Annotated in this window: 18 protein-coding genes; 13 read left to right on the top strand and 5 right to left on the bottom strand. The window is 62.6% G+C overall.

All coding sequences use genetic code 11. The annotated features are described in order from the left end of the window. Window positions 1–39: 39 nt before the first annotated feature. Window positions 40–1,035: an ABC transporter substrate-binding protein gene (locus NKI95_RS02670; protein ID WP_352713967.1), complete on the bottom strand. Its 996-nt coding sequence runs from the start codon at window positions 1,033–1,035 to the stop codon at window positions 40–42. A gap of 316 nt (window positions 1,036–1,351) precedes the next feature. Next, window positions 1,352–2,857, bottom strand: a complete 1,506-nt coding sequence (locus NKI95_RS02665; protein WP_352713964.1) for a UxaA family hydrolase — start codon at window positions 2,855–2,857, stop codon at window positions 1,352–1,354. A 256-nt stretch (window positions 2,858–3,113) separates the two neighbouring features. On the opposite strand from NKI95_RS02665, the gene NKI95_RS02660 reads away from it, so the two are divergent. The 7 genes from NKI95_RS02660 (at window position 3,114) to NKI95_RS02630 (ending at window position 9,328) form a co-directional block, all read left to right on the top strand. Further along, window positions 3,114–4,016 (top strand): GntR family transcriptional regulator, encoded by a 903-nt coding sequence (locus NKI95_RS02660; protein WP_352713961.1) that lies wholly within the window; start codon window positions 3,114–3,116, stop codon window positions 4,014–4,016. 119 nt (window positions 4,017–4,135) lie between these two features. Beyond that, window positions 4,136–4,492, top strand: a complete 357-nt coding sequence (locus tag NKI95_RS02655; protein ID WP_352713956.1) for a DUF2946 family protein — start codon at window positions 4,136–4,138, stop codon at window positions 4,490–4,492. Between the two features lie 102 nt (window positions 4,493–4,594). After that, window positions 4,595–5,131, top strand: a complete 537-nt coding sequence (locus NKI95_RS02650) for a copper chaperone PCu(A)C (protein ID WP_352713952.1) — start codon at window positions 4,595–4,597, stop codon at window positions 5,129–5,131. A gap of 25 nt (window positions 5,132–5,156) precedes the next feature. Beyond that, on the top strand, window positions 5,157–5,675 hold the full coding sequence (locus tag NKI95_RS02645) for a YcnI family copper-binding membrane protein (RefSeq protein ID WP_352456800.1): 519 nt from the start codon (window positions 5,157–5,159) through the stop codon (window positions 5,673–5,675). Window positions 5,676–5,727: 52 nt separating this feature from the next. Further along, window positions 5,728–7,365: a copper resistance CopC/CopD family protein gene (locus tag NKI95_RS02640; RefSeq protein ID WP_352713949.1), complete on the top strand. Its 1,638-nt coding sequence runs from the start codon at window positions 5,728–5,730 to the stop codon at window positions 7,363–7,365. A 120-nt stretch (window positions 7,366–7,485) separates the two neighbouring features. Beyond that, the gene (gene gnd, locus NKI95_RS02635; protein ID WP_352713944.1) at window positions 7,486–8,910 is read left to right on the top strand and encodes an NADP-dependent phosphogluconate dehydrogenase; all 1,425 of its coding nucleotides are present in this window, start codon (window positions 7,486–7,488) and stop codon (window positions 8,908–8,910) included. A 187-nt stretch (window positions 8,911–9,097) separates the two neighbouring features. After that, window positions 9,098–9,328, top strand: coding sequence for a hypothetical protein (locus tag NKI95_RS02630; RefSeq protein WP_095488311.1), 231 nt, complete (start codon window positions 9,098–9,100; stop codon window positions 9,326–9,328). Between the two features lie 362 nt (window positions 9,329–9,690). On the opposite strand, the gene NKI95_RS02625 is transcribed toward NKI95_RS02630, so the two are convergent. Then, window positions 9,691–11,364 (bottom strand): winged helix-turn-helix domain-containing tetratricopeptide repeat protein, encoded by a 1,674-nt coding sequence (locus tag NKI95_RS02625; RefSeq protein WP_352713940.1) that lies wholly within the window; start codon window positions 11,362–11,364, stop codon window positions 9,691–9,693. An 88-nt stretch (window positions 11,365–11,452) separates the two neighbouring features. On the opposite strand from NKI95_RS02625, the gene NKI95_RS02620 reads away from it, so the two are divergent. Continuing rightward, a complete protein-coding gene (locus NKI95_RS02620) occupies window positions 11,453–11,761 on the top strand; it encodes a hypothetical protein (RefSeq protein ID WP_352713936.1) in 309 nt (102 codons plus the stop codon). Window positions 11,762–11,966: 205 nt separating this feature from the next. Here NKI95_RS02620 and NKI95_RS02615 read toward each other — a convergent pair whose 3' ends face one another. Both NKI95_RS02615 and NKI95_RS02610 read right to left on the bottom strand, forming a co-directional pair. Then, window positions 11,967–12,395: a YybH family protein gene (locus NKI95_RS02615; protein WP_352713935.1), complete on the bottom strand. Its 429-nt coding sequence runs from the start codon at window positions 12,393–12,395 to the stop codon at window positions 11,967–11,969. 328 nt (window positions 12,396–12,723) lie between these two features. Then, complete coding sequence (locus tag NKI95_RS02610; protein WP_023721952.1) at window positions 12,724–13,773, bottom strand: LacI family transcriptional regulator; 1,050 nt, start codon at window positions 13,771–13,773, stop codon at window positions 12,724–12,726. Between the two features lie 394 nt (window positions 13,774–14,167). On the opposite strand from NKI95_RS02610, the gene NKI95_RS02605 reads away from it, so the two are divergent. The 5 genes from NKI95_RS02605 to NKI95_RS02585 all read left to right on the top strand — a co-directional run bounded on the left by NKI95_RS02605 (window position 14,168) and on the right by NKI95_RS02585 (window position 19,309). Next, window positions 14,168–15,406: an ABC transporter substrate-binding protein gene (locus tag NKI95_RS02605; protein WP_352456792.1), complete on the top strand. Its 1,239-nt coding sequence runs from the start codon at window positions 14,168–14,170 to the stop codon at window positions 15,404–15,406. 109 nt (window positions 15,407–15,515) lie between these two features. Next, entirely contained in the window at window positions 15,516–16,409 is an 894-nt protein-coding gene (locus NKI95_RS02600) for a carbohydrate ABC transporter permease (RefSeq protein WP_352713931.1), read from the top strand. After that, on the top strand, window positions 16,402–17,337 hold the full coding sequence (locus tag NKI95_RS02595; RefSeq protein WP_352713926.1) for a carbohydrate ABC transporter permease: 936 nt from the start codon (window positions 16,402–16,404) through the stop codon (window positions 17,335–17,337). The genes NKI95_RS02600 and NKI95_RS02595 overlap by 8 nt, the downstream gene beginning before the upstream one ends. Before the next feature lie 5 nt (window positions 17,338–17,342). After that, the gene (locus tag NKI95_RS02590; RefSeq protein WP_352713924.1) at window positions 17,343–18,473 is read left to right on the top strand and encodes an ABC transporter ATP-binding protein; all 1,131 of its coding nucleotides are present in this window, start codon (window positions 17,343–17,345) and stop codon (window positions 18,471–18,473) included. An 89-nt stretch (window positions 18,474–18,562) separates the two neighbouring features. Beyond that, window positions 18,563–19,309: a sugar phosphate isomerase/epimerase family protein gene (locus NKI95_RS02585; protein WP_352713921.1), complete on the top strand. Its 747-nt coding sequence runs from the start codon at window positions 18,563–18,565 to the stop codon at window positions 19,307–19,309. Window positions 19,310–19,311: the final 2 nt, after the last annotated feature.

Genomic DNA, 19,311 nt, shown 5'->3' with positions numbered 1-19,311 from the left:
GGCGAAAAGGCCCCGGAAACAGTTCACTTGCGGCGATCCTCAGTCGAGCTTCGGATTGAGCAGCGCGTCGATCTTCGGATCCTTCATGTTGGCCTTGGTGACCAAATTGGCGCCGGTGTCGACATTGGCCTCGACCTTCTCGCCTTTCGAGGCGGCGAGCGCCGTCTTGATGCCGTCATAGCCCATCCGGTACGGATCCTGGACGACGAGAGCCGAAATGACGCCGTCGTTGAGGAATTTGATCAGCTTCTCGTCGCTGTCGAAGCCGACCAGCCCGACCTTGCCTGCGAGGCTGTTCTCGGCGATCGCCTGACCGACGCCCTGCGCCATGATCAGGTTGGAGGCGAAAATGCCCTTGAGGTTGGGGTTGGCGGTGATCAGGTCGGTGGCGATGTTGAGGCCGGTGGTGGCCTGGCCGTCGGCGTATTTGTCGGCGACCAGCTTGAGGCCCGGATATTTGGCGGCGAGCTGTTCCTTGAAGCCCTGGGCGCGCTGTTCGAGCGAGCCGGCGCCCGGAAGCGCGGTGATCAGGGCGACGTCGCCCTCAATCTTGCCGCCATTGGCTTCGCCGATGGCTGCGGCAAGGCCGTCAGCGGCGACGCGGCCGCCCTGGATGTTGTCGGTGGTCAGGAACGAGGTGAAGGCCTTGGAGTCGGCGCCGGAGTCGATACCGATGATCTTGACCTTGGTGGCGGCCTCGTCGATCGGCTTGCCGAGCGCCTTGGCTTCGGTCGGCGCGATGACGACGGCGGCCGGGTTGCCGGCGACGGCATTTTCGAGGATCGAAATCTGGCCGTTGACGTCGGTCTCGGCCTGGGCGCCGAGTTCCGGCACGTTGACGCCGAGATCCTTGCCGGCCTTACGGGCGCCGGCCAGAACGATCTGCCAGTAGAAGGACGTAGTATCCTTGACGATGATCGGAATGGTCGCGTCAGCCGCGGATGCCGGTGCCGAATGCATCACGCCGGCAAGCATCGAGGCGGCCGTGAGTGCCACGAAGGCGCGGCGATTGAGAATGCTGGTCACGAATTTCATTAGGAGTCCTCCCTAAGTCGCCCGGTGAATGTTACGGAAGCTCCATTCGGATGGCGCGGCCCAAACGGAACTTTATCAATAAAAAACATTTACCGCATTTTGATAGTGCATCATCTCGGTCGGCGCAAGCGATGTTTGATGGCCGCTTCGAATGGCTCGGCGGGAAAGCTTGCTCTGTCGGAACTCCGCTGCCAATCTCCTCCAATATGCTGCATGGAATATTAATTCCATCACTCAGTCAATATGGAATGTTCATTCTTTTTTGGGGTGTACGAACTGTGACACCTGGCGATCACGTCAGGTGTCTGCGACTGGCTTAGAGCGTCGCTCCGAGGTGCCACGGCACGAACTCGTTGTCGCCGTAGCCGAACTCCTCGCTCTTGGTCTTGCGGCCCGAAGCCGTCTCGACGATCAGCTCGAAGATCTCGCGGCCCATGCCGGCGATGGTCTTTTCGCCCGAGGCGATGACTCCGCAATTCACGTCCATGTCCTCTTCCATGGTGTGGTACATGGTCGAGTTGCTGGCGACCTTGATCGACGGCGTCGGCCGGCAGCCGAAGCAGGAGCCGCGGCCGGTGGTGAAGACGATGACATTGGCGCCGCCCGCCACCTGGCCGGTGGCCGAGACCGGGTCGTAGCCGGGCGTGTCCATGAACACCAGCCCGTGCCCGGTGACCTTTTCGGCATAGCCGAAGACGCCGTTGAGCGGCGTCTGGCCGCCCTTGGCGACCGCGCCGAGCGACTTCTCCAGGATGGTGGTCAGGCCGCCGCGCTTGTTGCCCGGTGAGGGATTGTTGTCGATGGATGCGCCATGCTTGGCGACGTGGTCTTCCCACCATTTCACGTAGCCGTCGAGCTTGGCGGCGATCTCGGGTGTTGCGGCGCGATAGGCAAGCAGGTGCTCGGCGCCGTAGATCTCCGTCGTCTCGGAAAGGATGCCGATGCCGCCGACGCCGGCCAGGATGTCGACCGCGGCACCCAGCGCCGGATTGGCGGTGATGCCGGACATACCGTCGGAGCCGCCGCATTGCAGGCCGACGACGATCTCGCTGACCGGGATCGGCTCACGCTGAAGCTTGCCGACCTCTTCGGCAATCTCGGCCAGCACGACCAACGCCTTCTCGACCGATTTGCGCGAGCCGCCGGCTTCCTGGATGTTGAAATGGCGTTTTCCCGCGGCAACGCCCTTCTGGCCATAGAGGGTGAGCTGGTTGACCTCGCAGCCGAGCCCGACCATCAGCACACCGCCAAAATTCGGATGACGGGCGTAGCCGGCCAGCGTGCGGTGCAGCACCATCATGCCGTCGCCGGTGGCGCTCATGCCGCAGCCCTGGCCGTGGACGATCGGGACGAAGCCGTCGATGCCGGGATATTGCGGCAGAAGCGTGCGGTTCGCCGCGTCAGCGATGGCGTGGCAGACGGTGGCCGAGCAATTGACGCTGGCGAGAATGCCGACGAAGTTGCGCGTGCCGGCGCGGCCGTCGGCGCGGCGGTAGCCCATGAAGGTGCGGGCGCGGTCGGCCTCGGTCGCATGCACCGCTTCGCTCGGCGGCACCACGGGCAAACGGCCGCTTTCGAAAACCAGATTGTGCGAATGGACATGCTCGCCGGGCGCGATGTCCTGCGTGGCGCGGCCGATCGCCTGGGCGTATTTGACCACGGCCTCGCCGGCCGCAATCGGCTTGATCGCCACTTTGTGGCCCGGCTCGATCACTGCGGCGGCGACGGCGCCGCCCGGCAGCACGGTGCCGATCTCGATGCGGCCATTGGCGACCGCGACATTGTCGGCGGGAGACAGAAGAATGCTGTTTGCGGCGTTCACGGGAGCTTCCTGGGTGTGTTCCTGGGTGCGCGAGCGGATTGACACGCGGCTCTTAACATATAATGTCTTTTATCGTGAAAAAACATTTTTGCGTCAATTGTTTTTTCGCCAGAGCGCGACGCGTCTTTTGGATGCGTGAAGTAGGCTCTACAGCCAAAACTAGCGTTGCGCATGATGTTTTCCGAAGCGGTACCGGTTTCATGCACGAGAAACGCTTCACGTCGGACGCAAACGGCGGCGCGCCACGGGGCAGGGGATGTCGAAGAGCAACAACGTTTACAAGGATGCCTATAATCGCGGTCTGAGGCTGCTCGACGAAACCAGGAGCCTGCCTTCGGAGCCGGAGCTGGGCACGCTGCTCGGCGTCAGCCGCACGACGGTCCGCACCATCCTTGCGCGCATGGAAGAAACCGGGCTGATCGACTGGAACAAGCGCAGCAAGACGGTTCTGCGCGAACCGCGGCCGGACGATTTCTTCCCTGAGGAAGAAACCGACACGCTGGCCGAGATCATCGAGCGCTCCTTCATGCGGCGGCTGCTTGCCAGCGGTGCCGAAGCCGGCATGCAGATCAACGAGCTCGAACTGGCGCGCGAGATCGGCGTCGGCACCACCAGCGTGCGCGAATTCCTGATCCGCTTCTCGCGCTTTGGGCTGATCGAGAAGCGCCGCAACAGCCACTGGGTGCTGAAAGGCTTTACCCGCGCCTTCGCGCTGGAGCTGACCGAAATCCGCGAGATGTTCGAACTGCGCTCGGCCGCAGCCTTTGCCGCTCTGCCCGAGGATAGCCCGGTGTGGGCCGACCTCGACCGCCTGGAAGACGAGCATCACCGGCTGGCACGGGAGATTGCCGTGCGTTTCAACGAATTCTCCGAGCTTGACGAGCGCTTTCACCGGCTGATCCACCGGGCGTCGCACAACCGCTTCATCGTCGATTTCTACGATGTCATCGCCATGATCTTCCACTACCACTACCAGTGGAACAAGGCGCAGGAGCGTGAGCGCAACGAAGTCGCGGTCCAGGAGCATCTCGCCTATATCGCTGCGCTCAAGTCGCGCGATCTCGCCAAGGTCGACGCCGCCTGCCGCAAGCACCTGAAATCGGCCCGCCACACGCTGCTAACGTCGATCCCGGAGGGCAGGCAGCCGCTGCGCGCGTGATTGTGTTGCGTTGCCGCAGCAACGTTTTGGCGATTTTCCGGCCGCCGGCTCCGTGCTAGAGAGCTGACGTTGCTGCGTGAAGAGGCTGGTTCTTGACCATACGCCGGAGACGATGGAGCATGCCGGTCGCATTCGCCGCGGCGTGGCTTTTCGTGCTCCAGTCGATGTTCGGCGCGTTTGCTTCCGGCGTCGAGCCGAACGCCTCGCAATTCGATGCTTTCGGCAACACGATCTGCACCCATGACGGCGCGGCGCAACTCCCCGCCGGCGATCCGCATCAGCAGCACATGCCGGCTTGCTGCATGCTTGGTTGCAACCTCGTCTCGGCGATCTACGCGCCGCCCGGTGCCGCCGGGAGCCTGGCTCGCAGCCTTTCCGTCGAAACCATCGCCTTTGTCCTGCCGGCCTTCCGGCATCGCGATTTCGCCCGCGCCCGCACTCCGTCCAATCCGCGCGCACCACCGGCGACGGCCTGATCCGTTCTGGTTGGCGCCGCGCAACGCTTTGCCGGCGCGTTTATCGACATCGTTCGCGACCGGCCATCGGCGCGATCCCCCATTAAAGTCCACGGAGCAATCATGTCTCACTCTTTTCGCGCTGCCGCATCCAGCCGCAGGCGCTTCGCACTGGGTGGTTTCGAGCAGCGTCTCGGCGTCGCCCTTTGCGTTATTGCCCTCCTGTTCGCCAGCGCCCAGACGGTGTTGGCACATGAGTTCAAGCTTGGCGATCTCGAGATCGGGCACCCCTGGTCGCGCGCCACACCAGCCGGTGCCAAGGTAGCCGGCGGCTACTTCACCATCACCAACACCGGCAGTGCGCCGGATCGCCTGCTGTCGATCACCTCCGACATCTCGGCCAAGGCCGAACTGCACGAGATGGGCGTCAGCAATGGCGTCATGACCATGCGGCCGGTCACCGGCGGCCTCGAAATCCCGGCCGGCGGCAAGGTCGCATTGGCGCCCAACGGCTATCATTTGATGTTCAGGGATTTGAAGCGGCAGCCCAAGGAGGGCGAAATGTTCTCCGCCACGCTGACCTTCGAAAAAGCCGGGCCCGTGCAGATTGAATTCGCCGTGCAAGGCATCGGCAGCGCGGCGCCCCAGGACGACGACTGACTTGGCCGCTTCGAGAGGTAGCATCATGAAGAAATCGCTTTTGCCCGGCTGCGTGCTTCTTGTCCTCGGGACCAGCGCGGCCTTTGCCCACATCACGCTCGAAACGCCGGAGGCGGCGGTGGGCTCGACCTACAAGGCGGTTCTTCGGGTGCCGCATGGCTGCGAGGGCAAGGCAACGACCGCCTTGCGCGTGCAGATCCCGGAAGGGGTGCTTTCGGTCAAACCGATGCCGAAGCCAGGCTGGACGCTGCAGGTCAAGAACGGCAAATACGAGAAGTCCTACCAGCTCTACGGCCAGGCAGTGACCAGCGGCGTTAAGGAGATCGACTGGAGCGCCGGCAGCCTGCCGGACGAGTTCTACGACGAATTCGTCTTTCGCGCGACGCTGGCGTCCGACCTGCCGGCAGGCCAGACGCTGCATTTCCCGGTGGTGCAGGAATGTGACGGCGTTGCCGATCGCTGGATCGAGATCCCGGCGGCCGGGCAGGCTGAGGACGCGCTGGAATTTCCGGCGCCCGGCCTCAAGCTGCTGCCGAAGAAGTGAGCTCCGGCGGCGCGCTTTGGCGGATGAGCGCGCCGCTGCTCTTGGCGGTGAGATGAGCGCGGCATCCTTCCTGCGGCAAGCTTGCATGGCCGGCAACTATTCTGGCCGGCTTGTGGCTGGCCTGCTTGCCGCCATCGTGCTGCTCGCCGTAATTGCCATGCCTGGTCCGGCCTTCGCCCATGCGGCGCTGATCAAGGCCGAGCCGGCTGATGGTGCGGTGCTGGCGCAGAGCCCGTCGCAGATGTCGCTGACCTTCAGCGAACCGGTTTCGCCGCTGGTGCTGACGCTGGTGCGGCCCGACGGCACGTCGATCCCGCTGACCTCCTTCCGGCTCAGCGGCCAGACCGTCGAGATCGACAATCCGCAGGCGCTGAAATCCGGCACGCATGTGCTGAGCTGGCGGGTGATTTCCGCCGACGGGCATCCGGTCGGCGGCTCGGTGCTGTTCTCGGTCGGTGCACCGAGTGCCGCGCCGGCCGCCTCCGAAGCCGTCGACCGGACGCTTCGAACCGCGATCTGGATCGGCAAGGTCTTTCTGTATATCGGCCTGTTTTTCGGCGTCGGCGGTGCCTTTGCGCTGGCCTGGCTGGCGCAAGGCGGGCGACCCGGCCAGCGCCTGATCGTCGCTGCGATCCTGTGCGGGCTGGCCGCCGCACCCCTGTCGCTCGGTTTCCAGGGGCTGGATGCACTCGGTGCGCCGCTTGCCCGGCTGGCGCAGCCGATCATCTGGCAGACCGGGCTCGGCACCAGCTTCGGCTGGACGGTGCTGATCGCGCTGATGGCGCTCGGCCTTGGCCTGTTATCGCTGGTGGTGCCGCACGCCGACGCAAAGCCGCTGGCCTTGGCCGGACTGGTTGGCGTCGGCGCAGCACTTGCCGCCAGCGGCCATGCCAGTGCCGCCGAGCCGCAATGGCTGACCCGGCCGATGGTGTTTCTGCATGCCACTGGTATCGCGATCTGGGCCGGGGCGCTGGCGCCGCTCGGTCTTGCCTTGAAACGGCAGCCGCACAAAGCCGGGCCGTTGCTGCGCCGGTTTTCGCGAGCGATCCTGTTCGTCGTGGCCGTGCTTGCGGCAGCCGGCATCGTGCTCGCCGTCATCCAGGTGCAAACGCCGTCGGCGCTTGTCCATACCGCTTACGGCCGGCTGCTGCTGCTCAAGCTGGTGCTGCTCGTCTTCCTGTTCACGCTCGCCGCCGTCAATCGCCTCAAGCTTACGGCCCCGGCTGAGGCGGGCGAAACGGAAGTCCAGCGGCGGCTGGCCCGCTCGATCGCCATCGAGGTGCTGATCGTGCTGGCGATCTTCGGCGTTGCCGCCGGATGGCGCTTCACGCCGCCGCCGCGCGCGCTGGCGATCGCCGCGGCACAGCCGGCATCGGTGCATATCCACACGCTGCAGGCGATGGCCGACCTCAGCATTGTGCCCGGCCATGCCGGGCCTGTTGCCGCTTCGATCTTCATCATGACCGGCGATTTCGGCCCGCTCGACGCAAAGCAGGTGACGCTGGTGCTATCAAAGCCCGATTCCGGCATCGAACCCATCAAGCGCCCGGCGACGAGGCTTGGCGACGGCACCTGGCGCGTCGACGATCTCGTCATTCCGGTCGCCGGCCGGTGGACGGCGCGGCTCGATATCCTGGTCTCGGATTTCGAGATGGTGAAGATAGAGGCGCCGATCGACATCAGGCCGTGACGAGAGCGCCGGTCCACGCAACACAATTCGGCGAGGCGGTTGACGCGGCATTGAAGGCCCGTCAATCATCGTCATCAATCGCGGCTCAAAGCAACAAGATCCGAAAGCAGGGAAGAAACAATGGAAAAAGCCGAAATCGGCCTGATCGGCCTTGGCACGATGGGCTCCAACCTGGCGCTCAATATCGCCGAGAAGGGGCACCGCATCGCCGTCTTCAATCGCACCGCGGCGCGCACCGATGCCTTTGTCGAAAATGCCGGCGCGCTCAGGGATAGGGTGGTGCCTTGCTATAGCCTCGAGGAACTGGCCGCCGCGATCCGGCCGCCGCGGCCGATCATCATCATGGTGCTGGCCGGCAAGCCGGTCGACGAGCAGATCGCGGCATTGCGCGGCGTGCTGTCGGCCAACGACATCGTCATCGACGCCGGCAATGCCAATTTCCGCGACACGATGCGGCGCTTCTCGGAGCTTACCGATTCGGGCCTGACCTTCATCGGCATGGGCGTGTCCGGCGGCGAGGAGGGCGCCCGCCACGGTCCCTCGATCATGGTCGGCGGCACCGAAGAGTCCTGGAAGCGCGTCGAAAAGGTGCTGACCGCGATCTCGGCCAAGTTCAAGGGCGAGCCTTGCGCGGCGTGGCTTGGCACCGACGGCGCCGGCCATTTCGTGAAGACCATCCACAACGGCATCGAATATGCCGACATGCAGATGATCGCCGAGATCTACGGCATCTTGCGCGACGGGCTAGGCACGGGGCCGAAAGAAATCGCCGAGGTGTTTTCGCAGTGGAACACGGGCCGGCTCAATTCGTACCTGATCGAGATCACCGCCAAGGTGCTGGCTGCCGACGATCCCAAGACCGGCAAACCGGTGGTCGACATCATCCTCGACCGCGCCGGCCAGAAAGGCACCGGCAAATGGTCGGTGATCGAGGCGCAGCAGCTCGGCATCCCGGCCACCGCGATCGAAGCGGCTGTGGCGGCACGCGTGCTATCGTCGATCAAGGACGAGCGGCTTGCCGCCGAAAAGGTTTATGGCGGCGGCGTGAGCAAGATTTCCGGAGATAGGGACGCCCTGCTCGGCGATCTCGAACTGGCGCTGTTTGCCGGCAAGATCGCCGCCTACGCGCAAGGCTTCGCGGTGATGAGCGGCGCATCGCAGGAATTCAAGTGGAACCTGCCGATGCCGGTCATCGCCAAGATCTGGCGGGCCGGCTGCATCATCCGCTCGCAATTCCTCGATACGATGGCGGAGGCCTTCGGCGCCGGCGGCGCAGCCACCAACCTGCTGATGGCGCCGGCTTTCGTCTCGTTGATGCAGGAGGCACATCCGTCGCTTCGCCGTGTCGTGGCAAGGGCGGCCGAAGCCGGCTCGCCGGTGCCGGCCCTGTCATCTGCGCTTGCCTATTTCGACAGTTACCGGCAGGGCCGCGGCACTTCGAACCTGATCCAGGCGCAGCGCGATTTCTTCGGCGCGCACGGCTTCGAGCGCATCGATGGGCAGGGCGCTTTCCATGGGCCCTGGGGGAATGGGGCGGCGGGGTAGCGCCTGAACTTGGACGCAGAGCCCAATTTTGCGGTTGCCAGAAAGCAGATATCTCCAGCGACCAACTGGGTGTCGGGTCGCGCCAGGAACCTGCTATGCCGGTAGAGACGATTGACGGTCTCATCGGCATCGGCGGAGCCGCGAATCTGTGGTAAGCCGCCGCTCAACCAACCAAAGGACGACACCTGTGAGCGAACCGACCGTGGCCCAGGCGACCGAAAGTATCTATGCCTCCCTCCGGGCGGACAATGCCGACATCGACGCACATATCGCGACGCTTAAAGCAGCGCTGACACGAGAAGGGATAAAACAGGCGGTGTTCGATCCGACCAAGTTGGCGCAGAACAACCGCTCGGGGCGCAAGTTGATGCAGGCCTATTTTCGGCAGCGCGGCGTGAGCGTGAGGTTTTCGGACTAGTAGAGCCGCGCTCGGGTGATCTCAAGCGCGCCGTTGGGAGTTCTCGGGCCGGTCCGGCGGTTCGCCATCTGGACATCGGGACTGCGCCTCATGTCGGCCATTGAGGTGACTGTTGCCACTGCCTGAGAGCAGACATTGTTGGCGACCATTTTGGAGGTCGCGGTTGCGCCATCTGCGGAAGTTCGAGGCATCGCCGATGAACGGCAGCCGTCGGCCCCGTTCCAGAAGTTGGGGTGCGAGCGCACCTCCAATATTCTTGCGAAGGATGATCCTGCTTTGAGGGTAACCAGCGCCCACAACACAAAGGCTTCAACGGTTTTTTGCGGCCAATTGGCTTCTGCCGGGCCGCATACGGTCAGCCGTCACTCCGGCAAGCCCGCGAACCGCATGTGTCCGATCCAGCGCTCGAGGGGTCCGGGGGCGGTCCAGTTCTTCTCCCACTGCTTGCGTTGTTTGCTGATGGAGTCGCCGGGCGAGTCTTTGAGGAAAACCGCAAGCGCTTCCTTTGCCTCCCGCTGGTTTCCCAGACAAGCGTAGATCCCCGCAAGCATTCGGTGTGCGCCGATCGGGATTGGGGACATTTTCCGCATCGCCGTTAGCGCAGCCCCGCAATCGTTCTTTTCATAGAGCGCCCAGCCCATGTCCCAGTTGTACCAGTCGGGGTAGAAGGGATCGATGCCTTTGGCCTGCTCGATCCGATCGATCGCTTCGTCGGTGCGGCCGGCAAAGAGCAGCGGGGCCGCACTGCCCTCGAGGATATTCGAGGCGCTGGGGTTCAGGGCGATCGCCTGATCGAACTGCGCAATGGCCTGCTCGATCTCGCCGGCTTCACTATGGATTTGGGCGCGGATTTGATGCGCGTTGGCATCGTCCGGAGCGAGCAGGATGGCCTTGTCGGCGTACTCTGCGGCCCGCTTCAACGCCTCGTCGGGGTTGTTTTCCTGCTTGTGCCAGAATACCGAGTCAAAGCGATAGGACCAGGCCAGCCCGATAAAGCCGAATTGGGAGTTCGGATCCGCTTCAATCGCCTTGAGGCTGAGCTGCCGCAGCAGTTCGTTCCCCGCGGCAGAAAAATCCTTTTTGTTCGCGGCAGACCCCATCATGAGATAACTGAGCGCGCTAACCCGGGCGGCGTCGCTCTGTGGCAAGGGTCGCTCGATCCTTTGCCCGACCCGAGCCGCAAGCGTGCGGATGATCTCCTCCTGGACGACGAAAAGATCGCCGATCTCCCGGTTGTAGGTGTTGGCCCAGACATGCGATCCGTCATGCGCATTCAGCAACTGGGCGGTCACTTTCAGCCGGTCTCCGGCCTTCTGCTGGCTGCCTTCGAGCAGGTAGTCGACGCCGAGTTCATCTCCGATCTGCCTGGTGTCGATGGGCTTATCGCGGTACCTGAAGCTCGAGTTCCGCGCGATGACGGCATAAGTCTTGCTCCGCGCCAGCTCGGTGATGATCCCCTCGGCAACGGCATCGCTGAGATATCCCTTATCCGCACCGGCACTCATGTCGTCGAAGGGAAGGACCGCAATCCTGGGCATGTCGCTCGAACGAACGGGAGCGGCTCGCCATACTTCCGCGCCGTAGTATGCGCCGATCGCCGCCGCAACGAGAGCGAGTGCAGCAAGAATGAAGCCGCGCTGCGAGAATCGTGTCTTGGCACGTTCCATGCCGGCTGCGGCGTTTGGGTCCGCCGCGTCCGACGGATCGGCATTCAGTCGGTAGCCTCTCCGAGGCACGGTTTCCACGATCACGTGCGCGTCGTCCGCCAATGCGCGGCGAATATCGGCAATGCATTGAGTGAGGCTGTCTTCGGTCACGAAGGTATCGGGCCAAACCGCCTGCATCATCGCATCCTTGGACACGATTTCGCCTGGTCGCGCCGCGAGCACGGAGAGCACTTCGACGGACTGGCTGCGAAGATTGACCGCTTTGCCTTCCACGGTTCGGAGTTCGTTGCTGTTCGCAAGAAAAACAAAACCGCGGAACGTGACCGTTTCAGCAGATTTCAGGTCAATTTCAGGGGCCGTTCGGGACATTTCACCCTCTTGGCGCGCCTCCTAGCATAGCCCATTCGGCCGTCGCCTCCAAGCGATCCTGGCGGCACCGGATGAAACGGAGGACGACATGAATCGCACCAAGCTCATCATCGCTCTGGCTCTTTTCTTGACAGTGTCAACGGCTGCGAAAGCAGAGCCTCAATCTCTAAATGCAACCGCGCATATAATTTCTCTTGTATTTGTCGATGGCCGCATCGATGAACGCCGAGAACAAAAATCTTTCGACACGATCAAAATCTGCTTCGCATGGAAGCACCAGGGGGAATTTCTTCCGCCGCAACCGGGTTCTTTTGCTTCTTCCACGTTCTGTGAGCTGACTAACTTTGATCCTACTCCGACGGCTAGTATCTCCCAAGTTGCCCAGGAGGGTCAGTGAGGGCGATCCTCGATCGCCCCTCGACAGCTTCATCTCGCATGCGACCGACCACGGTCCGTATTGAAGACTTGCAGTCTTAACCTGCAGGTCCGCTCTCGGCGCCAAGGCTGACTGTCAGCAACGGGCCGCCAAATCGACCGTTCACCTACGAACCCTTGCCGCGTGAAAGCCGACATCCCTGTTGAGGACGTTAGGCGTTCCGGAACTACGGCAAGAGATCCGTCACAGCGCGCCCACTTCCGTCCATTGCCATAGGGAAGCTGGCATGTTCGTGGATGATTTTCCAAGAACCGCCGATGCGCCTTAGCACGATGGTTCGCCGGCTCCAGGAGTCGACCTTTGTGCCATCGGTCTTAATGCCAGTCATGCGCGACAGCCCGAAGGCCACTGCAAGATCGCCGTCGATCATGAGCTGCGGGTCAGCCATGTGAACGGTGACGCCGTTGCGCCAAGTTGCAAACCAAGCATCTATCCCTTCGATGTCGCGCGCCTGTTCGCCTCGAAAGGCAAGCGGCGGCGGCAGATCGAAAACCACGACATCCGGGTCCATGGCATCGACGTTGGCGCGGGCGTCCCCCTTGGCAGTTGCGTCTTCCTGGCCCCGGATGACAGACAAGATTTCCTTTTCAGACATATCGTTGCTCCTTCATTTTCTGGAACGACGAGACCGGGGCGATCAATCCGACATCGACACCATTCGTAACAAATATGGCCGGTCCTAGCTGCTGTTGCATCGTGGTATCAAGAGTGATGAGCCCCTTAATCCCGAAACGTGACTGCCGCGTGCTCCTACGGCCGCTTTATGGTGATCTCGTCCCCATATCGGACGGACAGCTTTCGGCCCCAAGCTGCCAGTCAGCAGCGCGCATTTTGCAGCCAAGTGGAACCATTTGGCGTCGCAGAAATGTGGCTAAGACAGTTAGATGGAGCCGGATGCCAGTTCAATTTGAACATACCCCGCTTTAGTCGGGGCGGCGATAGGCCTGCACTTCGCCCGGCTCGCTCAGGCTTTGCAGGGTGCCGGGTGCGGCGCCGCCGATCCAGCCCAGCACCGAGCGGGCGAGCTCGGCGCCGGCCAGCCGGAAGTTCTCGTTGACGACCAGCAATTCGCTGCGAAACAGGTGCAGAAGCTCCGACGATTGTTTGGATACCACATCGACATCGCGGCCAAGCTTGAGGCCGGCGTCTTCGATGCCGGCGACGATGGCGAGCGTCGCGGCGGCGGCGCTGCTGATGAAACCGTCCGGCCTGACATCGCGGCGCATCAGCTGCGCGGTCCGCATTCTGATCTGCTCGATCGAATGATCGATCGAAACGGTGTTGAACGGGATCTCGCTGGCGCCGACCTCGCTCAGCGCATCGGCAAAGCCGGCGAGCGTGTGGCCGTGATAGGTCAGCTCGACAGGCGGCGCCAGCAGAGCCAGCCGGCGGCGGCCGAGGCCGGCCAGATGGCGCACTGCCTCGGCTGCGAAAGCGTAATTGTCGAAATCATGATAAGGATGGATCAGCCCCATATCGGTGCGACCGTGCGTGGCAAAGGGGATGCCGCGCTCCAGCATATAACGGGCCCTCGGATCGTTTGGCTGTGTGCGCGAAATGATGACGCCGTCGGCTGACCCGGTTTCCACGAGGTAGCGGATCGGGTCGAGCGGATCCTGCGAGCGCGAATAGGGCGTCACGATCAAATGATAGGGCGTGTCGGCAATGACTTCGGAAACGCCGTAGATGATATCCGAGACAAAGCTCATGATCTCGTGCTCGGTGTTGAGCACCAGGCTGATGACATTGGTCTTGCCGGTGCGCAGGCGTACGCCGGCACGGTTGGGCCGATAACCGATCTGCTTGGCGACAAGCTGGACACGCCGCCTGGTCTCGGCGCCGATCTCGGGCGCGTCCTTCAGCGCACGCGACACAGTGGTGACGCCCAGCCCGGTCATGAAGGCGAGCGTCTTCAGTGTCGGCCGGCCCTGGCCCGACGCTTCGTCGGCCTTCTCTTTTTGATGCCTGTTCATTCATCCCGCCCCGTCAGGCGCATACCAGTTGCCGGACAGGCCGGCAATCGGCCGGCCGCGGGTTCGCCGCGGGCCTTCACCGAATGAAACCGCTATATACTGAAACGTTACAGATTGTCACGACCATCGCCATATCACTGGCGACAGATGCAGAACGAGCGGTGCTGCAATCGGTGCAAAACCGTGATTGGAACGGGCTTTTTCCGATTTTTTGGCATCGCAGCATTCCATTTTGCAGTGCAACCCCTCTTGTTGCGATGCGGTAGGCCGGCGAGCCGCGCGATTTTATTCGTGCTTCGAAAAAACTTGATGCCACCTTCGCCTGAGGGGTTGCGCGCCTCAAGCAATTGCCGTATCGAAAATCTGTAACGTTTCAGATTCTGGGAGGAACGAAATGCGATACCAACTCATGACTGCTGCGCTGGCTGCGACGGTCGCGCTGCAATTCGCCGGCCCGGCGGCCGCGACGGATCTGGAAGTCACCCATTGGTGGACCTCCGGCGGCGAGGCGGCAGCGGTCGCCGAACTCGCCAAGGCTTTCGACGCAACCGGCAATCATTGGGTGGACGGCGCTATCGCCGGTTCCGGCGGCACGGCGCGGCCGATCATGATCAGCCGCATCACCGGCGGCGATCCGATGGGCGCGACCCAGTTCAATCACGGCCGGCAGGCGGAAGAATTGGTGCAGGCCGGGCTGATGCGCGACCTCACCGATCTCGCCACCAAGGAAAAGTGGACGGAAATCGTGCAGCCGAAGAGCCTGCTCGACGGCTGTACCCTCGATGGCAAGATCTATTGCGTGCCGGTCAATATCCACTCCTGGCAGTGGCTGTGGCTGTCGAACGCCGCCTTCGAAAAAGCCGGCGTGCCGGTGCCGAAGAACTGGAACGAATATGTCGCTGCGGCGCCCGCTCTTGAAAAAGCAGGCATCCAGCCGCTCGCGGTCGGCGGCCAGCCCTGGCAAGCCTCGGGCGCTTTCGACGTGCTGCTTGCGGCGGTCGGCGGCACCGACGCCTTCCTCAAGGTCTACAAGGACAAGGACGCGGAATTCGCCGCCGGGCCCGAGGTCGCCAAGGTCTTCAAGGCCGCGGACGACGCTCGCAAGATGGCGAAGAACACCAATGTGCAGGACTGGAACCAGGCCACCAATCTGGTCATCACCGGCAAGGCGGGCGGCCAGATCATGGGTGACTGGGCGCAGGGCGAGTTCCAGGTTGCCGGCCAGACCGCCGGCAAGGACTATACTTGCCTTCCGGGCCTCGGTCTCAACGAGGTCATCGCCACCGGCGGCGACGCTTTCTACTTCCCGCTGCTGAAGGATCCCGAAAAATCGAAGGCACAGGAAGTGCTGGCCCACACGCTGCTCGATCCCAAGACGCAGGTCGCCTTCAATCTCAAGAAAGGTTCGCTGCCGGTGCGCGGCGACGTCGACCTCAAGGCGGCGAACGACTGCATGAAGAAGGGCCTCGAAATTCTCGCCAAGGGCAATGTCATGCCCTGGACCGACCAGCTGCTTTCGCAGGATACGCAGAAGCAGAAGGAGGATCTGTTCTCCGAGTTCTTCGCCAAGCAGGACATGACCGTGGAAGATGCGCAGAAGCGCTTCGCCGCTATCGTGGGTTCGGCCGATTGAGCGATCGACCAACCGTGTCTCACTCCCGCCCCCGCAAACGCAGGGTCGGGAGCTCGGGTCAAGACCTCTTGACCCTCCGGCCCTTACCCGATCCAGCGCGGCTGTGCAGATGAGCAAGAGCGAACGCCCTAGCCAACTCTTTCGCAACCTCAATGCGAAAATTGCCTCGATCCCAATGATCTTCACCGCGCTGGTGATTTTTGTCGGCGGCACTGTCTGGACGGTGCTGTATTCCTTCACAAATTCCAAGCTGCTGCCGCGGCTGCACTTCGTCGGGCTCGACCAGTACTACCGGCTGTGGGCAACCCCGCGCTGGCTGATCTCGATCGAGAACCTGCTGATCTACGGCGTGCTGTCGCTGGTGTTCTCGCTGGTCATCGGCTTCCTGCTTGCTGCCCTGCTCGACCAGAAGATACGGTTCGAGGACACGTTCCGGACCATTTTCCTCTATCCCTTCGCCCTGTCCTTCATCGTCACCGGTCTCGTCTGGCAGTGGCTGCTCAACCCGGAATTCGGTGTCCAGGAAGTGGTGCGCAGCCTCGGCTGGACGAGCTTCAGCTTCAATCCGCTCTATGATTCCAGCATCGTCATCTACGGTATATTGATCGCCGCTCTCTGGCAGGGCACCGGGCTCATCATGTGCCTGATGCTTGCCGGCCTGCGCGGCATCGACGAGGATATCTGGAAGGCTGCGCGGGTCGACGGGATACCGACCTGGAAGACCTATCTGTTCATCATCATACCGATGATGCGGCCGGTCTTCATCACCACGCTGGTCATCGTCGCCTCCAACATCGTTCGCGTCTACGACCTTGTCGTCGCCCAGACCAGCGGCGGGCCCGGCATCGCCTCCGAAGTCCCGGCCAAATATGTCTATGATTATATGTTCTTCGCCCAGAACCTCGGTCAGGGGTTCGCCGCCTCGACGATGATGCTGCTGTCGGTGATCATCGTCATCGTGCCGTGGGCCTATCTCGAGTTCGGAGGCAAGAAGCGTGTCTGACCATACCGTTTCATTGCCTGCCATTGCCGGCCCCGGCGGGCTCGAAGCCTACGGGCCGAGCGGGCCGAAGCCGCGCCACACATTCTCGCGCCGCAACATCTTCCTCTACGGCACGCTGATCGTGGTGGCGCTTTACTATCTTTTGCCGCTCTACGTGATGGTGGTGACATCGCTCAAAGGCATGCCCGAGATACGTCTCGGCAACATCTTCTCGCCGCCGATGGAGATCACCTTCGAGCCGTGGGTCAAGGCCTGGTCGAGCGCCTGCACCGGGCTCAACTGCGACGGGCTGTCGCGTGGTTTCTGGAATTCGGTGCGCATCACCATCCCGTCGGTGATCCTGTCGATCGCGCTCGCCTCGGTGAACGGCTATGCGCTTGCCAACTGGCGCTTCAAAGGCGCCGACACTTTCTTCATCATCCTGATCGTCGGCGCCTTCATCCCTTATCAGGTGATGATCTATCCGATCGTCATCATCCTGCGCGAGGTCGGCCTTTACGGCAGCCTCAGCGGCCTGGTGATCGTCCATTCAATCTTCGGCATGCCGATCCTCACACTCTTGTTCCGCAACTACTTTACTTCCATGCCGGAGGAGCTGTTCCGGGCAGCGCGTGTCGATGGCGCCGGCTTCTGGGGCATTTATTTCCGCATCATGCTGCCGATGTCGCTGCCGATCTTCGTCGTCGCCATCATCCTGCAGGTGACCGGCATCTGGAACGACTTCCTGTTCGGCGTCGTCTACACCCGCCCCGACACCTATCCGATGACGGTGCAGCTCAACAACATCGTCAACTCGGTGCAAGGCGTGAAGGAATACAACGTCAACATGGCAGCCACCATCCTGACCGGCCTCGTGCCGCTGATCGTCTATTTCCTGTCCGGAAAATTGTTTGTGCGCGGCATCGCCGCCGGCGCCGTGAAAGGATGATGGCGATGAACGCAAACGGCAGCATTGAGGTAAACGGCAGCAAGGGGGCAAACGGCACCAGTGTCTCGATCCAGAACCTGTCGCTGAATTTCGGCGCGATATCGGTGCTGCAGACGCTCAATCTCGATGTCGCCGAAGGCGAGTTCATCGTGCTGCTCGGCCCGTCCGGCTGCGGCAAGTCGACCTTGCTCAACTGCATTGCCGGGCTGCTCGACGTTTCCGAAGGCCGCATCTTCATCAAGGGCAAGAACGTCACCTGGGAAGAGCCCAAGGATCGCGGCATCGGCATGGTGTTCCAGTCCTACGCGCTCTATCCGCAGATGACGGTGGAGAAGAACCTGTCGTTCGGGCTGCGCGTTGCCGGCCTCGCCAAGGACGAGATCGCCAAGCGCATCGCCCGGGCCGCCGAGATCCTGCAGATCGAACCGCTTTTGCATCGCAAGCCGGCGGCCCTGTCCGGCGGCCAGCGCCAGCGCGTGGCGATCGGGCGCGCACTTGTCCGTGACGTCGATGTCTTTCTGTTCGACGAGCCGCTCTCCAACCTCGACGCCAAGCTGCGCGCAGAATTGCGCGTCGAGATCAAGCTGCTGCATCGCAAGCTTGAGAACACCATGATCTACGTCACTCACGACCAGATCGAGGCGATGACGCTGGCCGACCGCATCGCGGTGATGAAGGGCGGCGTCATCCAGCAGCTCGATGCACCGCAGACCATCTATAACCGGCCGGTCAACCGGTTTGTCGCCGGCTTCCTCGGCTCGCCGGCAATGAACTTTCTCGACGGCAGACTGGAGCAGGCGTCAGGCGACTGGCATTTTGTCGCCGAGGATGTGCGGATCCCGCTTGCCACCTATGCTTTCGAGAAGGACCCGGTGCCGGGGCCGGCCGTGTTCGGCATCCGCCCCGAGCATGTGGCGTTCAACAGCGGCACGGGATGGCCGTTCGCAGCCACGGCAAATGTCGAAGTCGTCGAGCCCATGGGTTCCGACACGCTGGTCTGGCTGAAGCTCGGTGGCCAGAATTTCACGGTACGGGTGACAGCCGAGCGCACGCCAAACAACGCGGAGGCCGTTGGCATCGGTTTTGATCCGATGCGCGCTTCGCTGTTCGACGCCGCCACCGGCAGCCGCCTCTAGAGCATGATTTAGCCCCCCAAGATTCTTCCATTTCCCCCCAAGATCCCATCCCCCAAGACTAACCATCCACAAGAAAACGGACAGAGACGATGAACTGGTCATTCCAACTTTACAGCGCTCGCAATTTCCAGCCCTGGGAGGGTGTGCTCAAAATGCTGGGCGAGCTTGGTTACAGCCAAGTCGAAGGATTCGGCGGCGTCTATGACGATCCCAAGGCGTTCCGTGTCGAGCTCGGCAAGAACGGCCTTGCCATGCCGACCGGGCACTTCTCGATCGACGCGCTCGAGAAGGATTTCGACGGCGTGCGCAGGACGGCCGACGCGCTCGGCATCACGCTGCTCATCTGCCCCTTCCTGAACGCCGAGTTCAGGCCGGCCGACGCTGCCGGCTGGCGCGGCTTCGGCGAACGCCTGGCCAAGGTCGGCGAGACGGCCAAGAAAGCCGGCTATGGCTTTGCCTGGCACAACCATGATTTCGAGTTCAAGGCGCTTGCCGACGGCTCGGTGCCGCAGGACCATATCCTGTCTTCCGCGCCCGACATTGGCTGGGAGATGGATGTCGCCTGGGTGGTGCGCGGCGGCGTCGATCCGCTGCCCTGGATCGAGAAGCACGGCAAGCGCATCGTCGCCGTCCACGTCAAGGATATGGCCAAGCCGGGCGAGGGCCTCGACGAGGACGGCTGGTCGGATGTCGGCCACGGCACCATCGACTGGCCCGGCCTGATCAAGGCGCTGCGCGCCAAAAGCGCTGCAAAATACTACGTCATGGAACAGGACAATCCCAACGACATCGAGCGCTTCGCCCGCCGCTCGATCGCAGCTGCCAAGACCTATTAGGA

The organism is Mesorhizobium sp. M0306, assembly GCF_040321655.1.
Taxonomy (GTDB): domain Bacteria; phylum Pseudomonadota; class Alphaproteobacteria; order Rhizobiales; family Rhizobiaceae; genus Mesorhizobium.
This window is presented reverse-complemented; position numbering and strand designations above follow the sequence as displayed.

Excerpts from the sequence above, each read along its gene's own strand:
- NKI95_RS02655 (WP_352713956.1), top strand. The coding sequence starts at position 4,136 with ATGCCGGTCGCATTCGCCGCGGCGTGGCTTTTCGTGCTCCAGTCGATG.
- gnd (WP_352713944.1), top strand. The coding sequence starts at position 7,486 with ATGGAAAAAGCCGAAATCGGCCTGATCGGCCTTGGCACGATGGGCTCC.
- NKI95_RS02605 (WP_352456792.1), top strand. The coding sequence starts at position 14,168 with ATGCGATACCAACTCATGACTGCTGCGCTGGCTGCGACGGTCGCGCTG.
- NKI95_RS02660 (WP_352713961.1), top strand. The coding sequence starts at position 3,114 with ATGTCGAAGAGCAACAACGTTTACAAGGATGCCTATAATCGCGGTCTG.
- NKI95_RS02640 (WP_352713949.1), top strand. The coding sequence starts at position 5,728 with ATGAGCGCGGCATCCTTCCTGCGGCAAGCTTGCATGGCCGGCAACTAT.
- NKI95_RS02590 (WP_352713924.1), top strand. The coding sequence starts at position 17,343 with ATGAACGCAAACGGCAGCATTGAGGTAAACGGCAGCAAGGGGGCAAAC.
- NKI95_RS02610 (WP_023721952.1), bottom strand. The coding sequence starts at position 13,773 with ATGAACAGGCATCAAAAAGAGAAGGCCGACGAAGCGTCGGGCCAGGGC.
- NKI95_RS02645 (WP_352456800.1), top strand. The coding sequence starts at position 5,157 with ATGAAGAAATCGCTTTTGCCCGGCTGCGTGCTTCTTGTCCTCGGGACC.
- NKI95_RS02625 (WP_352713940.1), bottom strand. The coding sequence starts at position 11,364 with ATGTCCCGAACGGCCCCTGAAATTGACCTGAAATCTGCTGAAACGGTC.
- NKI95_RS02650 (WP_352713952.1), top strand. The coding sequence starts at position 4,595 with ATGTCTCACTCTTTTCGCGCTGCCGCATCCAGCCGCAGGCGCTTCGCA.
- NKI95_RS02620 (WP_352713936.1), top strand. The coding sequence starts at position 11,453 with ATGAATCGCACCAAGCTCATCATCGCTCTGGCTCTTTTCTTGACAGTG.
- NKI95_RS02615 (WP_352713935.1), bottom strand. The coding sequence starts at position 12,395 with ATGTCTGAAAAGGAAATCTTGTCTGTCATCCGGGGCCAGGAAGACGCA.
- NKI95_RS02585 (WP_352713921.1), top strand. The coding sequence starts at position 18,563 with ATGAACTGGTCATTCCAACTTTACAGCGCTCGCAATTTCCAGCCCTGG.
- NKI95_RS02670 (WP_352713967.1), bottom strand. The coding sequence starts at position 1,035 with ATGAAATTCGTGACCAGCATTCTCAATCGCCGCGCCTTCGTGGCACTC.
- NKI95_RS02600 (WP_352713931.1), top strand. The coding sequence starts at position 15,516 with ATGAGCAAGAGCGAACGCCCTAGCCAACTCTTTCGCAACCTCAATGCG.